This is a genomic window from Xylanibacter ruminicola Ga6B6 (assembly GCF_000687715.1).
Classification (GTDB): Bacteria; Bacteroidota; Bacteroidia; order Bacteroidales; family Bacteroidaceae; genus Prevotella; species Prevotella ruminicola_B.
Genome location: NZ_JHXD01000002.1, coordinates 116,832 through 139,124 on the forward strand (window position 1 = coordinate 116,832; position 22,293 = coordinate 139,124).

14 protein-coding genes are annotated in these 22,293 nt (G+C 46.4%); 10 read left to right on the forward strand and 4 right to left on the reverse strand.

Going from position 1 to position 22,293, the window contains the following annotated elements; all coding sequences use genetic code 11:
- The first annotated feature begins 115 nt into the window (after positions 1-115).
- Positions 116-1,444 (forward strand): LruC domain-containing protein, encoded by a 1,329-nt coding sequence (locus tag T500_RS0102155; RefSeq protein ID WP_028906753.1) that lies wholly within the window; start codon positions 116-118, stop codon positions 1,442-1,444.
- A gap of 93 nt (positions 1,445-1,537) precedes the next feature.
- Here the strand turns inward: T500_RS0102155 and T500_RS0102160 are convergent, their stop codons facing one another.
- Complete coding sequence (locus T500_RS0102160; RefSeq protein WP_155267396.1) at positions 1,538-3,874, reverse strand: DUF4842 domain-containing protein; 2,337 nt, start codon at positions 3,872-3,874, stop codon at positions 1,538-1,540.
- Between the two features lie 296 nt (positions 3,875-4,170).
- On the opposite strand from T500_RS0102160, the gene T500_RS0102165 reads away from it, so the two are divergent.
- Genes T500_RS0102165 through T500_RS0102175 form a run of 3 tightly spaced genes read left to right on the forward strand, consistent with a single transcriptional unit; the run spans position 4,171 to position 8,876 of the window.
- The gene (locus tag T500_RS0102165) at positions 4,171-6,513 is read left to right on the forward strand and encodes a beta-glucosidase (RefSeq protein ID WP_036908238.1); all 2,343 of its coding nucleotides are present in this window, start codon (positions 4,171-4,173) and stop codon (positions 6,511-6,513) included.
- On the forward strand, positions 6,513-7,619 hold the full coding sequence (locus tag T500_RS0102170; protein ID WP_028906756.1) for an alpha/beta hydrolase: 1,107 nt from the start codon (positions 6,513-6,515) through the stop codon (positions 7,617-7,619). Before T500_RS0102165 ends, T500_RS0102170 begins: the two co-directional genes overlap by 1 nt.
- 15 nt (positions 7,620-7,634) lie before the next feature.
- On the forward strand, positions 7,635-8,876 hold the full coding sequence (locus tag T500_RS0102175) for an esterase (RefSeq protein ID WP_028906757.1): 1,242 nt from the start codon (positions 7,635-7,637) through the stop codon (positions 8,874-8,876).
- 39 nt (positions 8,877-8,915) lie between these two features.
- Here T500_RS0102175 and T500_RS0102180 read toward each other — a convergent pair whose 3' ends face one another.
- From T500_RS0102180 to T500_RS0102190, 3 genes are read right to left on the reverse strand one after another with little or no spacing between them, the layout of a single operon-like run.
- On the reverse strand, positions 8,916-9,365 hold the full coding sequence (locus T500_RS0102180; protein WP_028906758.1) for an MgtC/SapB family protein: 450 nt from the start codon (positions 9,363-9,365) through the stop codon (positions 8,916-8,918).
- Between the two features lie 2 nt (positions 9,366-9,367).
- Entirely contained in the window at positions 9,368-10,498 is a 1,131-nt protein-coding gene (locus T500_RS0102185) for a hypothetical protein (RefSeq protein ID WP_028906759.1), read from the reverse strand.
- A 52-nt stretch (positions 10,499-10,550) separates the two neighbouring features.
- The gene (locus tag T500_RS0102190; RefSeq protein ID WP_028906760.1) at positions 10,551-12,443 is read right to left on the reverse strand and encodes an AAA domain-containing protein; all 1,893 of its coding nucleotides are present in this window, start codon (positions 12,441-12,443) and stop codon (positions 10,551-10,553) included.
- Positions 12,444-12,519: 76 nt separating this feature from the next.
- Here T500_RS0102190 and T500_RS0102195 point away from each other — a divergent pair, with 76 nt between their 5' ends.
- From T500_RS0102195 to T500_RS0102220, 6 genes are all read left to right on the forward strand, one after another.
- Positions 12,520-13,332: a bifunctional hydroxymethylpyrimidine kinase/phosphomethylpyrimidine kinase gene (locus T500_RS0102195; protein WP_013064698.1), complete on the forward strand. Its 813-nt coding sequence runs from the start codon at positions 12,520-12,522 to the stop codon at positions 13,330-13,332.
- Positions 13,329-14,693 carry an RluA family pseudouridine synthase gene (locus tag T500_RS0102200; protein ID WP_080694754.1) on the forward strand — a complete coding sequence of 455 codons (1,365 nt, stop codon included), beginning with the start codon at positions 13,329-13,331 and terminating at the stop codon, positions 14,691-14,693. The genes T500_RS0102195 and T500_RS0102200 overlap by 4 nt, the downstream gene beginning before the upstream one ends.
- 84 nt (positions 14,694-14,777) lie before the next feature.
- Complete coding sequence (locus tag T500_RS0102205) at positions 14,778-17,243, forward strand: M1 family aminopeptidase (protein WP_028906762.1); 2,466 nt, start codon at positions 14,778-14,780, stop codon at positions 17,241-17,243.
- 130 nt (positions 17,244-17,373) lie between these two features.
- The gene (gene purL / locus T500_RS0102210) at positions 17,374-21,084 is read left to right on the forward strand and encodes a phosphoribosylformylglycinamidine synthase (protein ID WP_028906763.1); all 3,711 of its coding nucleotides are present in this window, start codon (positions 17,374-17,376) and stop codon (positions 21,082-21,084) included.
- The gene (locus tag T500_RS0102215; protein ID WP_028906764.1) at positions 21,084-21,632 is read left to right on the forward strand and encodes a chromate transporter; all 549 of its coding nucleotides are present in this window, start codon (positions 21,084-21,086) and stop codon (positions 21,630-21,632) included. The genes purL and T500_RS0102215 overlap by 1 nt, the downstream gene beginning before the upstream one ends.
- 16 nt (positions 21,633-21,648) lie before the next feature.
- On the forward strand, positions 21,649-22,224 hold the full coding sequence (locus tag T500_RS0102220) for a chromate transporter (protein WP_028906765.1): 576 nt from the start codon (positions 21,649-21,651) through the stop codon (positions 22,222-22,224).
- Positions 22,225-22,293 lie beyond the last annotated feature (69 nt).

Below are 22,293 nucleotides of genomic sequence, written 5' to 3' on the forward strand. Positions count from 1 at the left end.
CCATTTTTTTCGATTGTTTGTATCTGTTTGATGGTTAAAATCTGTAAATATTACAGAAATATGCACTGTTGATAGAGATATTTTTGTAATTTTGGCCACAAAAACAGATAGTATTATGCGTAAAAGTCTGATTATTACACTTATAGCAGGTGCGATGGCAATGCTTGGAGTAGCCTCATGCAGCAAGAATGTTTACGATGAGGAAACCCATCGCCAGCTGATAAAATATTTCTCGGCAGTGGATAGTGTCGACCAGCAGCATATGTGGATGCTTTCTGAGTTTAAAAGCTATCGCTACCAGGTGCCGTCGGGCAACTACCAGCAGCTGCGTATCTATTCGGCCAACCCACTCACCAGTAGTAAGGCCGAACTGATGCACCAGATATTCGTTTCGGGCAATCAGTCGGGTGTGCTCTCGGTTGATGTGCCTTACCAGATTACTACGCTTTATGCAGCAATTGTTGATGCCAGCGGCAATCTTACGGTTACATCGTTCCCCGCATCGCAGGCATCTACTGAAACATTTGATTTTACAAGTGCAACTACGGGTAAGGCTGTAACATCTGCCCTTCAAACCTATACTTATTTGTTTGAAGAGAATTACCCAGAGCCGGGCGATTATGATTACAACGATGTGGTTTTGCGTGTGTCGCAGCAGCGTACCGCTGTTAACCAGATAACAGTAACTGTAACACTCTCGGCTGTTGGCGCTGCTAAGCAGATTGCCGGCTGTATCCGACTGGTGGGTTATTCGTACGATACTGTCGATTCGGTTTATACCACCACGGGTGTAACATTTAATGATGGCATTAACGACCAGACACTCTATCCGTTTGGCGACATTTTTAGCGATAAAACGGTGGCTCACTCGCTGCTGATGAAGGGACGCAACCAGGAGGCTGTGCTTAACCTGTTTTGCGATGCCCACTGGGCTATGGCGTTTAACCTCGACGCCGATTATGGACTATTTACCCGTAAGAAATATAACGTCATAGATCCTAATAGCGATAGCTATAATACCGATATTTATCAAACCCGTGCTACCCGTACACTTAGCTATGTGGTAACGTTTAAGAACGATGATTATACCATAAGTCGCCTGGATAACTTTACGCTTAACGATATCGACCCATTTATTATTACATATTATAATGGTGGCAACTGGGAAACGCATGTTGAGCAGTTTAAGTCGGCTAAGGTGCTTGCCAATTATTCGGTAGCATCATTTAAGGATCTGCCTTGGGCATTGATGGTGCCTACTGGCGATTTCCGTTACCCCCTTGAAGGCAATGAGATGGGCTATAGAAAGCGTGTGGAATCGGGTGCAGTAGCCATGATAGGTGCTTACACTACCACAGGGCATAGTTTTGGCGAGTGGGCCGAGGACCACACACGGTTCCTCGATTGGTATCTCTATCTTACCAATGCATCAATGGTATATTGATTATCTCATACAAATGACAAAAAGGTGGAGGGGCGTTCACATCGCGTGGACACCCCTCCTTTTTCAATTTGACTTATAATAGAGTTTGAAAAATTATTCGCCGTAAACCGTGCCCGAATTGGGGGTCTGGTACCAACCGCTCTGGCCTGCTTTAAGCGTAAGGTCTGACTGCTTTCCCCAGGCGGTAAAACCTGAATATGCATTGTTTACTACTACGCGCTCTTTTGGCCACTTCCATTTGGCGGGGATGGCGATACCCAGAGGTACTTTGCCTAACCCCTCGGAGTTACTTGATGTAACCACGGTAATATAATCGTTAACAGCGTTTGTGCTAACTGTCGGGTCGGAGTTAACCTTAAATGGACAAATCTTGAAATCTGCTGTCTGGAAATCGAATCCGGATGGCTTGTCGATAGTAGTTTCTACTGCGTTCATATCTACACCGCGACTGGTATTTACCATCACGCCGTGAGTTGCTCCGAAAGCCTCGTGTACCTCGGCTTTATTGTTCCACGACAATTGGGTGTTGCCCAACCATACGTAGTTGTCGTATTCGCAACCAGCAGCCACCAACGTTACAATCAACTTGCTTGAGTTGGTCTCACTCTCTCTAACCTGAATAACCACGTCGTTCAGGTCAAAGTCGCATCTGGTCTTATTATCCTCAAAGGCATAAGTCCAAGTCTGGTTTTCTGTAACAGGCGTTACAACTGGAGGATTGGAAGTCCATGAAGCACCACAATTGGTAGAATTATAGGTAGGATTCAGCTGGCTGAAATTAACTTTTGTAGTACCCTCGTTAAACTGATAAGTTGGCTGTACACCACTATTGCCCGCACCAAGGTCAACAATGTTGTTGTAGGCTAAAGTGATGTTACCTGTAGTTTCAAGCGATTTGAGATGTCCAGCTACAGTAGTTGTGCCACCTAAGCGAACGTAGTTATTTGTACCAGTGGCCTTGAATCCCTGGAATGTGCCATCGCCCTGAGCCGCCCAATCACTGCCATCCTTTACATTGAATCCTGCATTTCCATTCATATTGACTATAAAGTTGTCAAAGTCGGCAGTGTTGGTCTCAGTGTAACTACCATTCATCAGGTTAAACTCGCCATCGTACATATGGGCATTACCCTTAACCAGCAGCTGGCAGTAGTTGTAGAATGTAGTATTCTTGGCGCTGAAAGTCATCGAACCGGTGGTGTAATGACCATTGTTAATCCAATAGATTTTTTGTTGTGTAACTTTTGTTTCTCCAGATACAGTTACTTTGCCGCTGTTGTAGAAGTGGCACGACGAGTTCATTGTCATCGATGGTGCGGTTATTTCTGCATTGTCGCCCATATTAATAAAGTATGAGGTGTTGGCATCACCAGGCGAATAAGTCATGGCTCCGCTAAAGTTAAACTTACCCTCGTTGTAAACTGTGCAGAAATTACCTATGTCGTATTTCTCTGTATTGGTGGCATTGATGGTACCGCGATTGAATATTTTTATGCCCTGATTGGCGGCAATACTGTTACGCTGGTCGTTAAGAGTTGCACCAGCGGCTACAGATATAGAGCCTGCCTGCTCACCATAGTTGCTCTCCAAAGTTACATTTCCTTTAAGGATATATAGGTTAAAATGGGTGGCACCAACGCGTCGGATGGTAACGTCACCATTAACGTTAACATACACATTATAAGGATATGCTACATTTGCAGAACCATTCCATCCTGCATTCTGGTAGTTTCCGCCTAACTCTACAACGCCGGTTCGGGTTACTTTCAAATTGTAACCCTCTACAATCTTATTGGCATAAATGGCATATAAATCCCACATGGTTGTTCCTCCATATGTTTGGCCTTTGTAAAGCGTTTCAAGGTCGGCAACCTCATCAGCATTTGTTGGGACAGATGTGGGGAAAGCCGCAGTTAAATCCGAACTGCTTGGGAAAGTAAAAGCACTGTATGTGTCACCATTAACGGTAATGCTTCTTGTGCGGGCATTGGCAGTGGTGCTGTAGTTGTAATTGGCATTTATCTGGCCGTTCTCTACGTCAACATACTTATAAATCATATTGCCATTGCTCTCTTTCACACCAACAAACACCGACTCCAGGTGTGCGGGAATGCTAAACTCGCTAAGTGTGGTAGTTGTACCAGTTGTCTGGCCGCTTGCCAAAACACTTCCATAACCATCGGATTGGGGGTTGTTTGAGAATACGTATACAGTTGCTTCGTCGCTGAGGCCCTGAATATTAAAGGTGGCTGTAGCTGTGGATGTCATCACCCAGTCCTGATTTTCGGGGATGTAGAAACCAAGCGTTTGCTGGGCATTGTCGAGTGATACTTGCTGCTCCTGTACTTCAACGTTGAACTCCTGCATGCACGAGGTCATAGCGAAGCCCATAGTTAGGGCTGCAAGGCCATTCAAAAGGTACTTTTTCATACTCTACTATTAGCTAAATTCTAAGTCAAATAAATTTTCCGGCTGCAAAGGTACATACTTTATTTGTAGCAGCCAAATATTTTTGCGAATATTATACATTTTGAACAAATCAGAACGGTTTTGAACAAATAAGAAAACACCGTAACTGATTTGAACATAGGTGAAAAACAAAAGTACGCAATCGAAAGCAACATTCTGAAAGATTGTTTACCTTTGCACTCGCAAGTTTCAAAATAACTTCGTATATTTGCACCCAGAAACCAAATTCATAATAACTAAAAAATATAATTTAAACAATGAAAATTTCGTTTCATAACATTTGTTTGGTTGTAATGGCTGTGGCTGCCATGTGCGGCTACAGCCTTGATGCAACAGCCCAGCAGTTAAAGGCTGAAAACATTGATGAGATTGTAAAAGCAATGACCCTCGAAGAAAAGTGCCACATGGTACTGGGGCGCGGCATGCATTTTAACGATGAGGCCAAATTTCCTGGTACAGCCGGTAGTACATTCTCGGTGGCTCGTCTGGGTATCCCTGAAACCTATTGTGCCGACTCTCAGCAAGGTTTGCGTATGAATGCCACCCGTGCTTGGGATCATAACGATTACTATCCAACTGATTTTGTAGCTTCGATGACGCTGGCCTCTACCTGGGACCGCGAGGCTGCCTTTAAGGTTGGTCAGGGCATCGGTAACGAGGTGCGCGAGTTCGGACTCGACTGGATTCTGTCGCCTGCCATGAATCTTATCCGTAACCCACTGTGCGGACGTAACCATGAGTATTACTCAGAGGATCCTTATCTCTCAGGCACCATCGCTGCAGGCTATGTACGTGGTGTGCAGAGCGAGGGAACTGCAGCTTGTCCTAAGCATTTTGTGGCCAACAACCAGGAAACTAACCGCAATAACAATATTTCGCAGGTGTCGCAGCGTGCGCTCCGTGAGATTTATTTGAAGGCTTTTGAAATAATGGTTAAGGAGAGTAATCCTTGGACTATTATGACCTCTTATAATAAACTGAATGGTCCATACGCCGTACAGAACCGTGAACTGCTGACAACCATTGTTCGCGACGAGTGGGGCTGGAAAGGTATGTTTGTGAGCGACTGGAATGCGGGCGACGATGCCGTAGCTGCCATGCTGGCTGGTAACGATATGCTGCAGCCTGGTCAGGACAAGCAGTATCAGGCTATCCTTGAGGCTGCTAAGAGTGGAAAACTGCCTATGGAGGTGCTCGATGCCAATGTAAAGCGCATTCTGGAATATGTAATAAAGACCCATAACTTCAAAGGTTACAAGTATAATAATGAGCCCGATCTGAAAGCACATGCCCAAACGGTTCGCCAGGTCGGTGCCGATGGTATAGTGCTGCTTAAGAATAGTGGCATTCTGCCATTGATGGGCAAACGTGTGGCCTTGTTCGGTTGCACATCTTACGATTGGATTTCGGGTGGTTCTGGTTTTGGTGGTACCTCTGTAGGTCACTACACTGTATCGCTCGTAGAGGGTATGCGTTCGGCAGGCTACGAGGTTTACAAACCGCTGATTCGTACCTATACCCAGCATATTGCAGCTGAGGAGAAGCGTTTGTTCCCCAACGGTCGCCCACCATTCTCGCTTATGCCACCTGCACGTGCCGATGAAAAGCAGTTTACTGCCGATGAACTTAATGCTGCCATCGAAGGTTCGGATGTAGCCATCATCTCTTTGGGTCGTAAGAGTGGTGAGGCTGCCGATCGCAGCGAGGCCGACTTCTACCTAAAAGAGGGCGAGGCCAAGCTTATCAAGGCTGTTAGCGAGGCTTATCATGCAAAGGGCAAGCAGGTAGTTGTATTGCTCGATATCTGTAGCCCTATCGATGTAGCCTCTTGGCAGAGTCAGGTTGATGCATTGGTTTGCACCTGGCAGGGCGGTCAGGAGAGTGGATTTGCTGTGGCCGATGTACTGAGCGGTACAGTGAATCCCAGCGGTAAGCTGCCTATGACTTTCCAGATTAAATATGGCGATGCTTATGCCGATAAGAATTTCCCCAGTAATGTTGATGATAAAACCTTAGGAGCTATGTTTATGTGGGGTTATAATAAGGATCAAGCTCCTAAGGAGCGTAAGCCACAGGCCAATATTGATTATACCAACTACGAGGAGGATATCTACGTAGGCTATCGTTACTTTGATAGCTTTGGTAAGCCTGTGGCTTATCCCTTCGGATTCGGACTGAGCTACACCACCTTTGCTTATGAGAATATGAGTGTAAGCGAGGCAAATGGCGTTTACACCGTTAAGGTTGATGTAAAGAACACTGGTAAGAAGGCTGGACGCAATGTGGTGGAGCTCTTTGTGGCAGCGCCAAACAGCAAGAAACTTAACAAGCCCGAAAAGGAACTGCGCAACTATGCCAAGACAGGTTTGTTGCAGCCAGGACAGACTGAGACTATTACCATGCAGGTAAAGGTTGAGGACTTAGCCTCGTTCAACGAGAAAGCTTCTGCCTGGAAAACCGATGCTGGTCGATACTATTTCCTGATTTGTTCTTCGGCTAATGATGTTGAGGCAAAGGCATCTGCAAATGTAAAGGCTTGGACTAAGAAAGTAAACAACGTGATGAAACCCAATGTAAAACTTAACTTGTTAAAACGATAATGAAACATTTCTTTTCAATAATGACGCTGACATTCTGCGCTGTGCCTATGATGGCACAGTGGCAGATGCAGCCAACACCTAACGATACACTACAACCTGTTCGCAACTTGGGTAACGGTAATGTGGCTTTCAGTATCTATGCTCCTAACGCCAAGCAGGTTGGTTTTGGCGGTGATGCCATGCCTTGGGGCAAACCCTTGCAGTTTACTAAGGCCGATAATGGCGTTTGGACGGCAGTTGTAAGCGATTTGAAGGATGGTGTATATCGCTATAATTTTACCGTCGATGGCGTGAAAGTGCAGGATCCTAAAGGCGTACTTTCTGCAGAGACTTCAGCTTTGGCGAATATTGGCGATGGCAAGCAGTTCTATGATATGCGTACCGACATTCCTCATGGTGCCATTGCCCAGCGCTATTATTATAGTAAGGTATTAAAAACTATGCGTCGACTGCATGTGTGGACACCAGCTGGTTACGAAAAGAGTGCTGAAAAGTTACCTGTGCTTTATCTGATTCATGGCGGTGGCGATAATGATGCCTCGTGGCCAGGTGTTGGTTGTGCAGGTAATATTCTCGACAACCTGATGGCCGAGGGTAAGATGAAGCCTATGTTGGTAGTAATGCCCAACGGCTCTATCCCAGTAAAGAACATGATGGACGAGGTGCCCTTGTTTGAGCAGGACCTTGTTGGTAGCATCATTCCTTTTATCGAAGATAACTATCGTGTAGTTGCCGATAAGGGCCACCGTGCGATGGCCGGTCTGTCGATGGGTGGCATGGAAACGATGGAAACCATTCTTAACGATAACGATAAGTTTGCATATTTCTGGGTGTTGAGCGCAGGTTGGTTCCCTGCCCAGAAAGAGCAGTTCGATGGTTATCGCCAGCGTCTTAACAAGGCAGCCGATGGTATCAGAAAAAATGTGTGCCAGCTTGTGTTTACACAGGGCGATCCAGAGGATATCGCCTATCAGAATGGTCTTGCCACACTTAAACTTTTCGACGCTGCCAACGTCAAATACGAGTACTATACCGCTCCTGGTGGTCATACTTGGTACACATGGCGCAAAAACTTACACCAATTAGCACAACGTATTTTTAAATAGCATTATAACAATCGTATGAACAAAAAAATCATGACTTTAGCGCTGGCAGCCATGTGCTGTGTTGGCGCCCAGGCACAGGAGAAACTCTTTAACAGTGCCAGTGTTCAATCACCCGTCGTAAACAAAGACGGAACCGTAACATTCAATCTCTTTGCACCTAAAGCCGTAAAGGTTGAGGTAACAGGCGACTTCCTGCCAACTCAGCAGATCGACATCCCTGGCTATGGCAAGTACGATGCCCCAGGTGTAGCCGAACTGAAGGAGGGCAAGAATGGGGTGTGGAGCTTTACCACCGATAAGCTGGCTCCTGAGATGTACAGCTATACCTTTAATATCGATGGTATGACTGGTGTGAAGGATCCTGCTAATATCTACGTAAATCGCGACATCGTATCGTTTACAAATATCTTTATTGTAAGCGACCAGAAAGGCGATAAGGGCGATTTGTATAAGGTAAACGAGGTGCCTCACGGAAACCTGAGCAAGGTTTGGTATAACAGTCCTACGCTGAAGATGCAGCGCCGTATGACTATCTATACCCCTGCAGGCTATGATAAGGGTGGTAAGTATCCTGTGTTGTATCTGTTGCATGGTGCAGGTGGCGATGAGAATGCCTGGAGCGAGCTCGGTCGTGCCGCACAGATTCTCGATAACCTGATTGCTACAGGTAAGGCTAAGCCAATGATTGTAGTTATGCCTAATGGTAATCCTAACTGTCAGGCTGCTCCTGGTGAGTGGTCGTGGGGTATGTACACACCAGGTTTTCGCGACGGAGGTACAGGTCCTACAGCTCCTGCCGCAGCATCAATCCCTGAGAGTTTTATGGATATCGTAAACTATGTTGATGCCAACTATCGCACTCTGAAGGATCGTTCTCACCGAGCTATTTGTGGTCTGTCGATGGGTGGTGGTCACACTTTCCACGTAAGTTTGCTCTATCCTAACAAGTTCGATTACTTCGGACTCTTCTCTGCAGGTCTGCACTTGGAGAATGGCACATACGAGGCATCGTTTGCTAAGCAGATTGAGAATAGTAAAACCTTCGCACAGCAGAGTGCTAAGCTGTTCGGTAGCAAGCCGAAACTCTACTGGATGGGTATGGGTAAGACTGATTTCCTGTATCAGAGCACAGTCGACCTGCGTAACTACTGGGATAGCAAGGGCTACAAGTATGAGTATGTTGAGACCGATGGTGGTCATATCTGGCGCAACTGGCGTATCTATCTCACCATGTTCGCCCAGAAGATTTTCAAGTAATAGCAAAAAGAACCCTCACCGATTGGCGAGGGTTCTTCTTTATTTCTTATGCTTATCTATTTTTCGAAGTACAAAGTTAAAGGCCTCTAAACCAACCAGTACTAAAACGGTGGATGCTATGGAGAGTACATACATACCGCCTCCACAAGCCAGACCGATGGCGGCTGTAACCCACAAACCTGCTGCGGTGGTTAAACCACGAACCACATTCTCGCTTTTATGGAAGATGATGGTGCCGGCACCAATAAAACCGATACCCGATACAACCTGGGCAGCTACACGCGATACATCCCAACGGTGTTCAGGCGTAGTCATAACACCATCGAATCCGTAAGCCGATACTATCATAAATACTGCCGAGCCTAATGCCACTAAGAAGTGGGTGCGCAAACCTGCCTCTTTGGCTCGGTATTCGCGTTCCAGTCCGATAGCACCTCCAAGGAGTGCGGCTACGAATATACGTAATATAAACTCCCAAGTCATGTCCATAACTATATCTTTTTACGATAACAACGATGTCGTCTGTGAATAGTGGTATCTAGATACTGCCACTGCGAGAGTACACCCTCGTTGGTCTCCATCTGTGGACCTGTTTCTGCCCATTTAAAGCCATAGCGCTGGAACTGGCGAATCAGGTCGTCGAAAATCAGGGCGTTGGCACCTTTGCCGCGATACTCGGGTAGTACGCCTATCAGTAGTAGGTCGACAGTATCGGTGTTATGCCATTTCAGTGTTTTCAGCAATTCCCACCAGCCAAAGGGCAGGAATCGACCATCGCGAGTGCGCTGGAGGGTACGTGAGAATGAGGGGAAGGTTACACCAAATCCCACCATTTTATCGCCGTCCATAATTCCTGTAACCAGGTTCAGATCGGCAATCTTAATGTAATCGTTCACCAGTTTGTCTATCTGGTGTTGTGAAAGTTCCGAGAATCCGTACAAATCCTTGTAGGTTGCGTTCAACAGATGGAATACCTCGCGGCCCCAGCCATCGCTTACCAGTTCCTTGCGGGTAAACTTGTGCACCCTCAAGCCATAGCGATTACGTACCATATCAGTAATCTTGGCAAACTTGACAGGCACCACTTCGGGTACTTTTACCTTGCATTCTACATAGTCGTTGTCCTTGATAAATCCCCCCTTCTGTTCCATGTGCTGAGGATAGTAGGGGTAGTTGTAATTAACGTACATGGTAGATAACTGGTCGAATCCATCTATAAGCATGCCCTCACGGTCGGTATCGATAAAGCCTAACGGACCGGCTATCTCTGTCATGCTTTTAGCTTTGCCCCAGTCTTCTACTGCTTTCAGGAGTGCTGTGCTCACTTCGGGGTCGTCAATAAAATCAAACCAGCCGAAGCGTACCTGGCGGCATCCCCAGCGCTCATTGGCGCGATGGTTAATGATGGCAGCCACGCGTCCTGCAATCTCACCATTCTTGTATGCTAAAAAATATTCTGCTTCACAGCATTCAAATGATGGGTTCTTATCGCGGCGAAGCGTTGACATCTCATCGGCATAGAGATAGGGTACGGCACTGTCGCATCCCCTGTACAGGTCGTAATAGAACTGTACGAACTGCTTAAGCTCACGCTTGGTTTCAACCCTTTTTATCTTTATCATAGGTGCAAAAGTAATACAAAAAAACGAAACTCGCAAACATTTATGAAGTTTTTTACAGTGCCTCTATGTAATCGTAGAGCTTCTTGTAGAAAGGATGACGGGTCAGTGTCGAGGCGTCGCCAAGTATGATTAATTTCATTCTAGCGCGAGTGATGGCCACGTTCATACGGCGCAAATCGCGCAGGAAACCTATCTGTCCTTCGTCGTTGGCACGTACCAGCGAAATCATAATAATGTCGCGTTCCTGTCCTTGGAATCCATCTACAGTATTCATACTGATAAGACCTTTGAAAGGTTTGAAGAATTCGCGTTTTTTCAGTTGCTGGCGCAGATACTGTACTTGGGCGCGATAGGGCGAAATTACACCCACATCTATGCGCTCTTCAAGTATGCGTTCCTTGCCAATCTTTTCAAAATACTGTTGCAAGGCCAGCATGGTTAATTCTGCCTCAGCCTTATTGATACGTCCGAAAGTTTCGCCCACAAACTCTTCTTTGAAAGTGATGCCGCTCTCTTCGGGGAAATCAAATTGTGAGGTGTCTATCCAGGTCATCGGTATATCCAGGTCCAGAATGCTGCGGTATTTAACATCTGGTGCACTTTCCACCTGGTTGTTGTAAAACCAGTCGCTCGAGAATCGCATAATCTCTTCGTTCATGCGGTATTGCATTTTCAGCAGCGTCACCACTTCAGGCTTGTTCTCAGCAATGCGCTCCATCAGCGTTTTTCCTAATCCTGCCTTTAAGGCTTCGTAGCATTTAACGGTGGGTGGAAGCTGACAGTGGTCGCCAGCCAGTATTACTCTCGATACACGTCGCATAGGTATCCAGCAGGCGGCTTCGAGCGCTTGGGCTGCTTCGTCAATAAATAAGGTGCCGAATTTCTGACCATCAAGCACTTTATTGGCCGAGCCTACCAAGGTGCAGGCGATAACACGTGCCTCGCTGAACAGATCGTTCTTGATACGCATTTCCAGTTCGGTGGCACGCTCTTTCAGGCGCTCCACCTTTTGGTGAAATTTCTGGTCGCCTCTTTTGCGATTGGCTCGAACCTCGCGGATGGCCTTTCTTAATGCCCAAAGCATCTCGTAGTCGGGGTGGGCCTCAAAACGGCGCTCATAGGTAAACGATAGCATCTTATCGTTCACGCGGGTGGGATTACCTATTCTCAATACGTTTACGCCGCGATCGACCAATTTCTCTGATATCCAGTCGACTGCCATATTGCTCTGTGCACAAACCAAAACCTGGTTCTCACGCATCAGGGTTTCGTAAATGGCTTCTACCAGCGTGGTGGTCTTACCTGTGCCTGGAGGTCCGTGTACTATGGCTACATCCTTGGCTCTAAGAACCTTGTTTACAGCATCCTCCTGTGTGGCATTCAGGTATGTGAAGTGTAGTGGACTGAAGTTGAATGTCTCTGCCTTCTGCCTGTTATAAAAAAGGTCGCGTAGATAACCTAATCGTCCTTTGGCGCTCATTACTCTGTCAAGCGCATCAAACATCATCTTATAGCTGGTCTCGTCGAAGAAGAGTTGTATACCTAACTTTTCGGCATTCTGTATCTCCACCAGTCCCATACCGTCGGGCACAGCCACAACCATTCTGTCGCCATCTACATAGCTCACACAGGCTGTCATCTTAAAATAGCTGATTTTTCCCTCGGTATCCACGCTAAAGAATACTACGGGCTTACCATATTCAAAATTATGTTCTATCTCTTCGTCGGCTTGTCTTAAGACCTCTATTACGCGTTGGTTCAGCGAGTTGTAATAAGTTTTGCTAACGGTGAGTGGAAACCAAACGTCACCACGTTTTATCTTCCGCTGCAGGCCCATTTGTTCTGTCTGCTGGCGGAATTCTTCTTTCTCGGCCTCATACTCCATTTGTAGCAGTTGCCGTTGTTTCTGTAGTGCCAATATCGGCGAATCAAGTTGTTTTTCCATAAACGTGTGCAAAGTTAGCAAAAAAATAGGAAAGTATTATCGACTTATCTTAAAAAATAGTAACTTTGCAGCCGAAATGAAACAGATATTGCTTATTAACGATGTTGTGGGCTATGGAAAGGTTGGCATGGGAGCCATGTTACCTATCCTCTCTTACTTAGGCATCCCTACGTATAGCTTGCCTACTGCCCTTGTGTCTAATACACTCGACTACGGAAAGTTTAATATCCAGGATACCACCGATTACATCCGTGGTACTCTGCCTGTGTGGAAAGAACTTGGCTTTGGTTTTGATGCCATCTGTACAGGACTGATGTTCAGCGATGAGCAGGCCAAACTGGTGGCTGGCTACTGCAAAGAGCAGGGCGAACAAGGCACAACGGTATTCGTTGACCCGATTCTGGGTGATGGTGGACGATTGTATAATGGCATGACGGAACGTCAGGTGGAGCTGATGCGCGAGATGGTATCGGTTGCGCATCTCTGTTTTCCTAACTATACCGAGGCTTGCTACCTGACCAATACACCAATCAAAATGGAAGGTATTAGCTGGGAAGAGGCTGGCGATTTGTTGGACGAGTTGCGCAAGATAGGCACCAAGTCGGCTCTGATAACAAGCTGTAAGGTAGACGGACGCAATGCGGTGGTGGGCTATAATCACTACGATGATAGCTACTTCCACCTAGAGTATCACGAAATTCCTGGTTTGTTCCATGGTACTGGCGATATCTTCTCGGCTGTATTGATTGGTCATCTACTGAATGGCGAGAGCTTGAAGACAAGTACCCGTACAGCGATGGATACTGTATTCCGAATGATTGAGCGTTACAAGGATACCGATGATAAAAATCGTGGTATTCCAGTAGAGAAATGTCTCGATCTCTTATGATCATCCATCCTCTTCATACTAACATTCCCAAACCAGAACGGTTCACTTGGCCTTTCTGCTATGAACCTCATCCGCTGTGTTTATTGGCATGCGACGAGGTGAAGCAGGAGATTGAAAGGATAGGTCCGAAAGAGGGTAAGATGTTTGGGGTCCTGGTTGTGGAAGTTAATGGCAGCTTAGGTTTCCTAGCTGCTTATTCTGGATTGTTAGAAGGGCGGAACGACTGGCCCTATTTTGTGCCGCCGGTTTTTGATGCCCAGCAGCCTGATGGCTATTTTAAGCAGAAAGAGCGCGAGATATCTGCGCTTAACCAACACTCATCATCTGAAACTCAAAACCTGCACAAAGAGATGTCGCAGAATTTACAACTGTGGCTATTTCAACAATACAGAATCTTAAACGCCCATGGCGAAATTAAAGATCTGGTGGAGATATGGCGCGACTATCACCAGAACCCCAAAATACAAAAGAAATTTCCCTTACCACCAGGTGGCACAGGTGATTGCTGTGCACCAAAACTGATGCAGTATGCTTATCTGCAACATTTAAAACCCGTATGCATGGCAGAATTCTGGTGGGGACCTTCGCCTAAAAGCGAAGTGCGTTACCATGGTGAGTTTTATCCTGCCTGCAGAGGTAAGTGTAAACCTGTGCTTACTTGGATGTTGCAAGGTTTGGAAGTGGATCCCGATCCGGAAACCTCAGGCTTTTTGCATCAAGGCATCGAAATCGTCTATGAGGACGAGGCGATTGCGGCTGTTTATAAGCCATCAGGTATGCTGAGTGTACCAGGTAAGACTGATGATTACTCGGTCGCTACATGGGCTAAGGAACGATGGGCTGCATCTATGTTGCCTCACCGTCTGGATTTGATGACCTCTGGCATTATGTTGGTTGCCAAAACAACCGTGTCTTATCATCATTTGCAGGATCAGTTTGCTGCTCGTACTATTAAAAAGAAATACTTGGCTGTTGTTGAGGGCGAAATACAACAACCTCATGGTGTGATCGATCTGCCACTGAGTAGTGATCCAATGAATCGCCCTTGTCAGATAGTTGACTATGAGCACGGCAAACGTGCCATTACCGAATATCGTGTATTAGACCGTCTGCAATCCCCTACCACTCATCATCCAATAACCCTTCTTGCCCTTTATCCTCATACGGGGCGTACGCATCAATTGAGAATGCACTGTGCGCATCAAGAAGGGTTAGGGTGTCCGATTTTGGGTGATGAACTCTATGGTCATAAGGCAGATCGACTTTATCTTCAGGCAGAATCGATAGCTTTTGTGCATCCGACTACTGGTAAGCGTTTGCATCTTTTTTGCCCGCAAGACAAAAAAATATGGCCAATATGACAGATGTTTGCGGATAATTAGCTATTTTTGCAGGCAAATTAAAAAATTAAATGTATGAAAGCGATAAAATTTATATGTTTGTGCATGCTAAGTTTCTTTACACTTGGTGTGTATGCTCAGGCGGATAGTCGCGTGGGTAATATCAGCGGTATCCTGTACCAGCTGACGTTTAATGTGTCAGAGAATCCTCAGGTAAAGGTAACAGGTAAGGCTACAATTACCTTCGATACCAGAACCAAGCAGGACGTGGTACTCGATTTTCAGGGAACACCAGGTAATGTAATTGTATATAAAGCCAACAAAGGTAAAGGTAAGCAGGCCAGCGTAAAGGTTCAGAATAACCAGATTATTATTCCAGGTAAGCTGTTTAAGCCAGGAACTAATAAGGTGTCACTCGACTTTACCAGTCAGGATAAAGCCTTTGTTCGTAGTGGTAGTGTGCTGTATACTCAGGTGCAGGCCGACGAAGGCCGTGCCCTTTTTCCCTGTTTCGATGTAGAGGGCTTGCGTGCTCAGTATCAGACTACCATCAATGCCCCTGCTGGTTGGAAAGCTATTACTGTGGATATGTCAGAGAAGATGGCACCATCGCACTACGCTTTTGCAGTTGGTAAATTCAACGAGAAATCGTCTACAGTAGATGGTCGTACTTTACGCGTGTTCTACACAGAGACCGATCCTGCCAAGGTGGCCCAGATAGATGATGTATTTAAAGAGGTTACTAAGGCCATGAAGTGGATGGAGGGTTACACTGGTATAGCTAACCCTTATGATAAAGAAGGTGTGGTTTATATCCTGCCCAGTTTCCAGTTGGGCGGTTTGGAGCGTCGTGGTGCAGTAGCCCTGAGCGAGAAGACCATCTTTTTAGGTAAGAAGCCTTCGAAGGAGGATTTGATGAAACGTACCGAATTGATTGCCCACGAAACGTCTCATATATGGTTCGGTAATATCACTGCTATCGATGAGCCTTGGGCTAAGGAGGTGCTGGCCAACTTTATGGCATCGAAGATTACCAGCAGTCAGTATAAGAAGAATGAGTTTGAGATAAACTTCATGAATACCTATATGCGCAATGCGATGAATTTGGATAGGACTGAAGTTTCTCATCCCATTGCTGGTGAGTATGGCGATCCGCATGACCCTGTATGGATGTACGACCATATCAACTATTGCAAGGCACCAGTAATGATGCGTATGCTTGAAGATGAGATGGGAGCCGAGGCCATGCAGAAAGGTCTGCAACAGTGCATTAAGGATCACTATCTGGGACATATCAGCTGGAATCAGATTGTCGAAACACTCGACAAGCAGGCTCCTGGTGCTGGCGTACGTCAATTCTGTGATGTATGGGTAAATCAGAAAGGAATGCCAATTATCACAACCTCTTTTAAGAATGGTGATGTGATTGTATCGCAGACCGATCCTTATGGACGAGGATTGTGCTGGCGCCAGAAGTTTGAGCTGAAGGTGATTAGCAACTTAGGACAGTCGCAGACTATCAAGGTTGATATGCAGCAGCCAACCATGACCTTCAAGCAGAAGAGTGGTGCAGCTCCTGGTTATATTATTCCTAACCAGGATGGTCGCGGTTATGGTCGCTTTACACTCGATGATAACTATGTGAAGATTCTGCCCATGCGTCTCATCACAACACGCAATGACTTGCACCGCTATACCTTGCTGAATCTGATTCACGATAATTACCTGCAGGGTAAGTTGGCGCCATCGCACTTTGGCGAGCTGTTCCGTTTCTTGGGGCGTGAGAAGAATCCGATGATTATGGAAACAGCCATCGACCAGATGCATAAGATTGCTTCAGACTTGACCATGCAGCAGCGTTATACACTCGAGTTGGTAATTATGGATCTGCTGGGTGAGAATAAAACCAAGGAGTGCCGCCAGTTGGTATGGCGTAAGTTGGGCACCAGTGCTATCTCGCCTGAGGTACTGAATAAGTTACAGACTATTCTGGATCGCCATAACGAAAGCGTTTTGGATGAACACGACTATATGGAGATTGCCTATCGCTTGGCTATCACCCGTCCAGATCGTCGTCAGCAGATTCTGGAAAAGGAGCGCGCTCGCCTCACTACCGATGAATTGCGACAGGAGTTCGATTTCGTAAGTCGTGCTACCGATCCTATTGCCAGCAATCGTGTAGAAGTATTCAAGAGTCTGCTGAAGCCCGAGAACCGTCAGAATGAGGCTTGGGTACTAAATACCCTGCGATTGTTGAACTCGGATGTGTATGAGCCACAGAGCAATGTTTACATTGTTGAGGGTTTGAAAGCACTGCCTGAGATACAGAAGACTACCAGTTTGCCTTTCCCAAGTCGCTGGACCAAAACGCTGATAGCATCGCATAAGAGTGCTGAGGCTAAGACAGAGGTTCAGAAGTTCTTGAATAGCTCTGCCGACTTCCCTGCCAATCTGAAGAACTATGTATATGAGTCGGCCTGGGTGCTGATGAATCAGATCCCATACGTGGATAAGACAGTAAAGGTAGCGCCTGCTTCGGCTAAGAAGACTGCCACCAAGAAAAGAAAGTAATAATAGAAAGAGCCCCTCCTGATTGAATGGAGGGGCTTTTAATTTAAGTTTTAGGTAAATATATTTGTGATTTCAAATTAAAAATAGTACCTTTGCACGCAAATTAAAATATATATAAAATAAGTAAGGTATGATACGCTTCTTTCAGACCCCACAGAAATCGGTGATTGCCACGGAGGTTGATCACGTACTGAGTGAACAGGAAATCAAGGAATTAAACTGGCTTTATGGCGGTGCCACGCTATTAGATGCAGAGCAGCTTGAGGGCTACTATGTTGGTCCACGCCGTGAGATGGTAACACCATGGAGTACAAATGCCGTTGAGATTACACAGAATATGGGCCTCAGCGGCATTTCTCGTATAGAGGAATATATTGTCGTAGACTCTAAAGATGCCGAGCACGACGAGATGTTGCAGCGTATGTATAATGGCCTGAACCAGGACATTTTTACTATTAATATTAAGCCGGAGCCAATTAAGTATGTGGATAATCTGGAGGAATATAACGAGCAGGAAGGTCTGGCTCTTAGCCCTGAGGAGATTGAATATCTGCACGGACTGGAGAAGAAGAACGGACGTCCATTGACCGATTCTGAGATCTTTGGTTTTGCACAGATCAACTCCGAGCACTGCCGTCATAAGATCTTTGGCGGTACCTTTATCATTGATGGTAAGGAAATGGAGTCTAGCCTATTCGCAATGATTAAGAAGACTACACAGGAGAATCCTAACAAGATTCTTTCGGCTTATAAGGATAATGTGGCTTTTGCACAGGGTCCTGTAGTAGAGCAGTTTGCTCCAAAGGATCAGAGCACCAGCGACTACTTCCAGGTAAAAGACATCGAGAGTGTTATCTCGCTGAAGGCAGAGACACACAACTTCCCTACAACAGTAGAGCCATTCAATGGTGCCGCTACAGGTACTGGTGGTGAAATCCGCGACCGTATGGGTGGTGGTGTTGGTTCATGGCCTATCGCTGGTACAGCTGTTTACATGACAGCTTATCCTCGTCTGACTGATGATGACAAGCTGACTCGCGATTGGGAGAGCATTCTGCCCGTTCGCCAGTGGCTGTATCAGACTCCTGAGCAGATTCTAATCAAGGCTTCTAATGGTGCTTCTGACTTCGGAAATAAGTTCGGTCAACCACTGATTTGTGGTTCTGTACTTACCTTCGAGCACCAGGAGGCAAATGATACTAAGTATGCTTACGATAAGGTTATCATGCTGGCTGGTGGTGTTGGTTATGGCACTAAGCGCGACTGCTTGAAGAAAGAACCTCAGAAGGGTAATAAAGTTGTAGTCGTAGGTGGTGATAACTACCGTATCGGTCTTGGTGGTGGTTCTGTATCATCAGTTGATACAGGTCGCTATAGCAACGGTATCGAGTTGAACGCCGTTCAGCGTGCTAACCCTGAGATGCAGAAGCGTGCCTACAATCTGGTTCGTGCCCTTTGTGAGGAGGATGTGAACCCCGTTGTTTCAATACACGACCATGGTTCAGCCGGTCACCTCAACTGTCTTTCTGAGCTCGTTGAGGAGTGCGGTGGTGAGATTGATATGACCAAGTTGCCTATCGGCGATAAGACTCTGAGTTCTAAGGAGATCATTGCTAACGAGAGTCAGGAGCGTATGGGACTGCTCATTGACGAGAAGCATATCGAACATGTACGTAAGATTGCTGAGCGCGAGCGTGCTCCGCTGTATGTAGTAGGTGAGACTACCGGCGATGCTCACTTCTCGTTCAAGCAGGGCGATGGTGTGAAGCCATTCGATTTGGATGTGGCTCAGATGTTCGGTCACTCACCAAAGACTATTATGAAGGATAATACTGTAGAGCGTCACTATGCTGACGTAACCTACAGTCAGGATAAGATTAACGAGTATCTCGACCGCGTGCTCCAGCTTGAGGCTGTGGCTTGTAAGGACTGGTTGACTAACAAGGTCGATCGCTCGGTAACAGGTAAGATTGCACGTCAGCAGTGTCAGGGCGAGATTCAGTTGCCTCTGAGCGATTGTGGTGTTGTAGCCCTCGACTATCGTGGTGTTAAGGGTATCGCCACAGCACTTGGTCATGCACCTCAGGCTGGTCTGGCTGATCCTGCTGCTGGTTCTGTACTCTCTGTAGCTGAGGCTCTTACAAATATTGTTTGGGCTCCATTGGCCGAGGGTATGGATTCACTCTCACTCTCAGCTAACTGGATGTGGCCTTGCCGCTCTCAGGAGGGTGAGGATGCCCGTCTGTATGCTGGTGTAAAGGCTCTGAGCGACTTCTGTTGCGACCTGCACATCAACGTACCAACAGGTAAGGACTCGCTGTCACTCTCTCAGCAGTATCCTAATGGCGAGAAGATTATCTCTCCTGGAACAGTGATTGTATCAGCTGGTGGTGAGGTTTCTGACATTAAGAAAGTTGTATCGCCTGTATTGGTTAACGATAAGAATGCATCACTCTATCATATCGACTTCTCGTTCGACGAGCAGCGCCTTGGTGGTTCGGCCTTTGCCCAGAGCTTAGGTAAGGTAGGCGACGATGTTCCTACTGTTAAGAATGCCGAGTACTTTGCCGATGCCTTCATGGCCGTTCAGGAGATGATTAATCGTGGTTGGATTCTTGCTGGTCACGATATCTCTGCCGGTGGTTTGATTACCACTCTGCTTGAGATGTGCTTTGCCAACACTAAGGGTGGTATGCACATCAACCTGCACGACATTTGTGCCGATGGCGATGTTGTTAAGACTCTCTTCGCTGAGAACCCAGGTGTAGTTATCGAGGTAAGCGATGACTACAAGCAGGAGTTCAAGGATTTCATGGAGGAGCAGGGCGTTGGTTATGCTAAGATTGGTTATCCTGTTGAGGATGTCCGCACCATCGTTGTGAAGGCTGGTGATGTAGAGCAGACATTCGACATTGATGCTCTCCGTGATACATGGTATAAGACTTCTTACTTACTCGATCGCAAGCAGAGTTTCAATGGTAAGGCTGCTGAGCGTTTCGCTAACTATAAGAAGCAGCCTATCGAAATGCAGTTTAATAAGGACTTCACTGGTAAGTTGGATCAGTATGGTATCTCAGCCGATCGTCGTCAGGCTTCAGGCATTAAGGCTGCCATCATCCGTGAGAAGGGTACCAACGGTGAACGTGAGATGGCTTACTGCTTGTATCTGGCTGGTTTTGATGTAAAGGATGTGATGATGACCGACCTGATTTCTGGGCGCGAGACACTCGAGGACATCAATATGATTGTATTCTGTGGTGGTTTCTCTAACTCCGATGTACTTGGTTCGGCTAAGGGTTGGGCTGGTGCCTTCCTCTTCAATCCTAAGGCTAAGGAGGCACTCGATAAGTTCTATGCCCGTGAGGATACCCTTTCATTAGGTATCTGTAACGGTTGTCAGCTGATGGTTGAACTCGGTCTGACGGGTGCAAAGGGTGCTAAGATGCTGCACAACGACTCTCATAAGTTCGAGAGTGAGTTCATCTCATTGAGCATTCCTCAGAACAATAGCGTGATGTTCGGCTCATTGAGTGGCAACAAGCTCGGTTTGTGGGTTGCTCATGGCGAGGGTAAGTTCTCATTGCCCGAGGCTGAGAGTGCTTACAACGTGATTGCCAAGTACAACTATGCTGGCTATCCCGCTAATCCTAACGGATCCGACTATAATGTAGCTGGTATCTGCTCAGCCGATGGTCGTCATCTCTGCATGATGCCTCACTTGGAGCGAGCCGTATTCCCATGGCAGAACGCTTGGTATCCTGCCGATCGTCGTCAGGACGAGGTTACTCCATGGATTGAGGCCTTCGTCAATGCACGTAAATGGGTGGAGGCTCACAAGTAATGAATATATATTGGGATTCTTTTAAGACCTTCTTTCACATTGGCATATTCACCCTCGGTGGTGGATATGCCATGATACCTTTGATAGAGGAAGAGGTTGTGAACAAGAAGCAGTGGGTGACCAAGGACGAGATGCTTGACTTGATAGCTATCGCCCAGAGTTGTCCTGGCGTGTTTGCCATCAACATAGCAACCTTTATTGGTTATAAGCTGCGCAAAACACGTGGTGCCATCTGTACCACGCTTGGTACGGCTTTGCCTTCGTTCCTGATTATTCTGGCGATTGCCATGTTCTTCAGCCAGTTTAAGGATAATAAGGTGGTGGCAGCCATGTTTCGTGGCATCCGTCCGGCTGTGGTGGCTCTGATAGCTGTACCTACATTTAATTTGGGTAAACGTGCTAAACTCAACTGGTACACCATCTGGATTCCTATCGTCTGCGCCCTGGCCATCTGGGCTTTAGGTGTTTCACCTATTTATATTATTATGATAGCTGCTGTTGGAGGCTATATCTACGGCAGAATAAATAAGACATCGTGTAATTCGTGAAATTCGTGCTTGAAATATGATTTTCGTTAGTTTATTTATCACATTTTTCGAGATAGGTCTTTTTGGCTTTGGTGGAGGTTATGGTATGCTTTCACTCATTCAGCACGAAACGGTCGAGGCACATCATTGGCTCTCAACATCAGAATTTACCGATATCGTCGCCATCTCTCAGATGACGCCTGGTCCAATTGGTATTAACTCGGCCACTTACTGTGGCTATACCGCCATCCATAATGCGGGGTATGGTCATCTAGTTTCTATTCTGGGGTCTGCTACAGCAACCTTTGCTTTGGTGTTGCCATCGCTTATCCTGATGATACTTATCAGTAAGATGTTTATGAAGTACATGAACACACCGCTGGTACAGTCGATATTTACAGGTTTACGCCCTGCTGTTGTTGGTTTGCTGGCTGCTGCCACCCTGTTGCTTTGCAACACCGAGAACTTCTCTACGCCTATTGAGAATCCTTGGCAGTTTGGTATCAGTTGTGCCCTTTTTGTAGCTACTGCTTTTGGTACAGGCTATCTTAAAATCAATCCTATCCGCATGATCTGCTATGCTGCATTCGCGGGGTTATTGTTGCTGTACTAATATTTTTTTTGATAATTTTGGATGCTTTTCGCAAAGATTTATTATCTTTGCACGCGGAATAATTGGAAA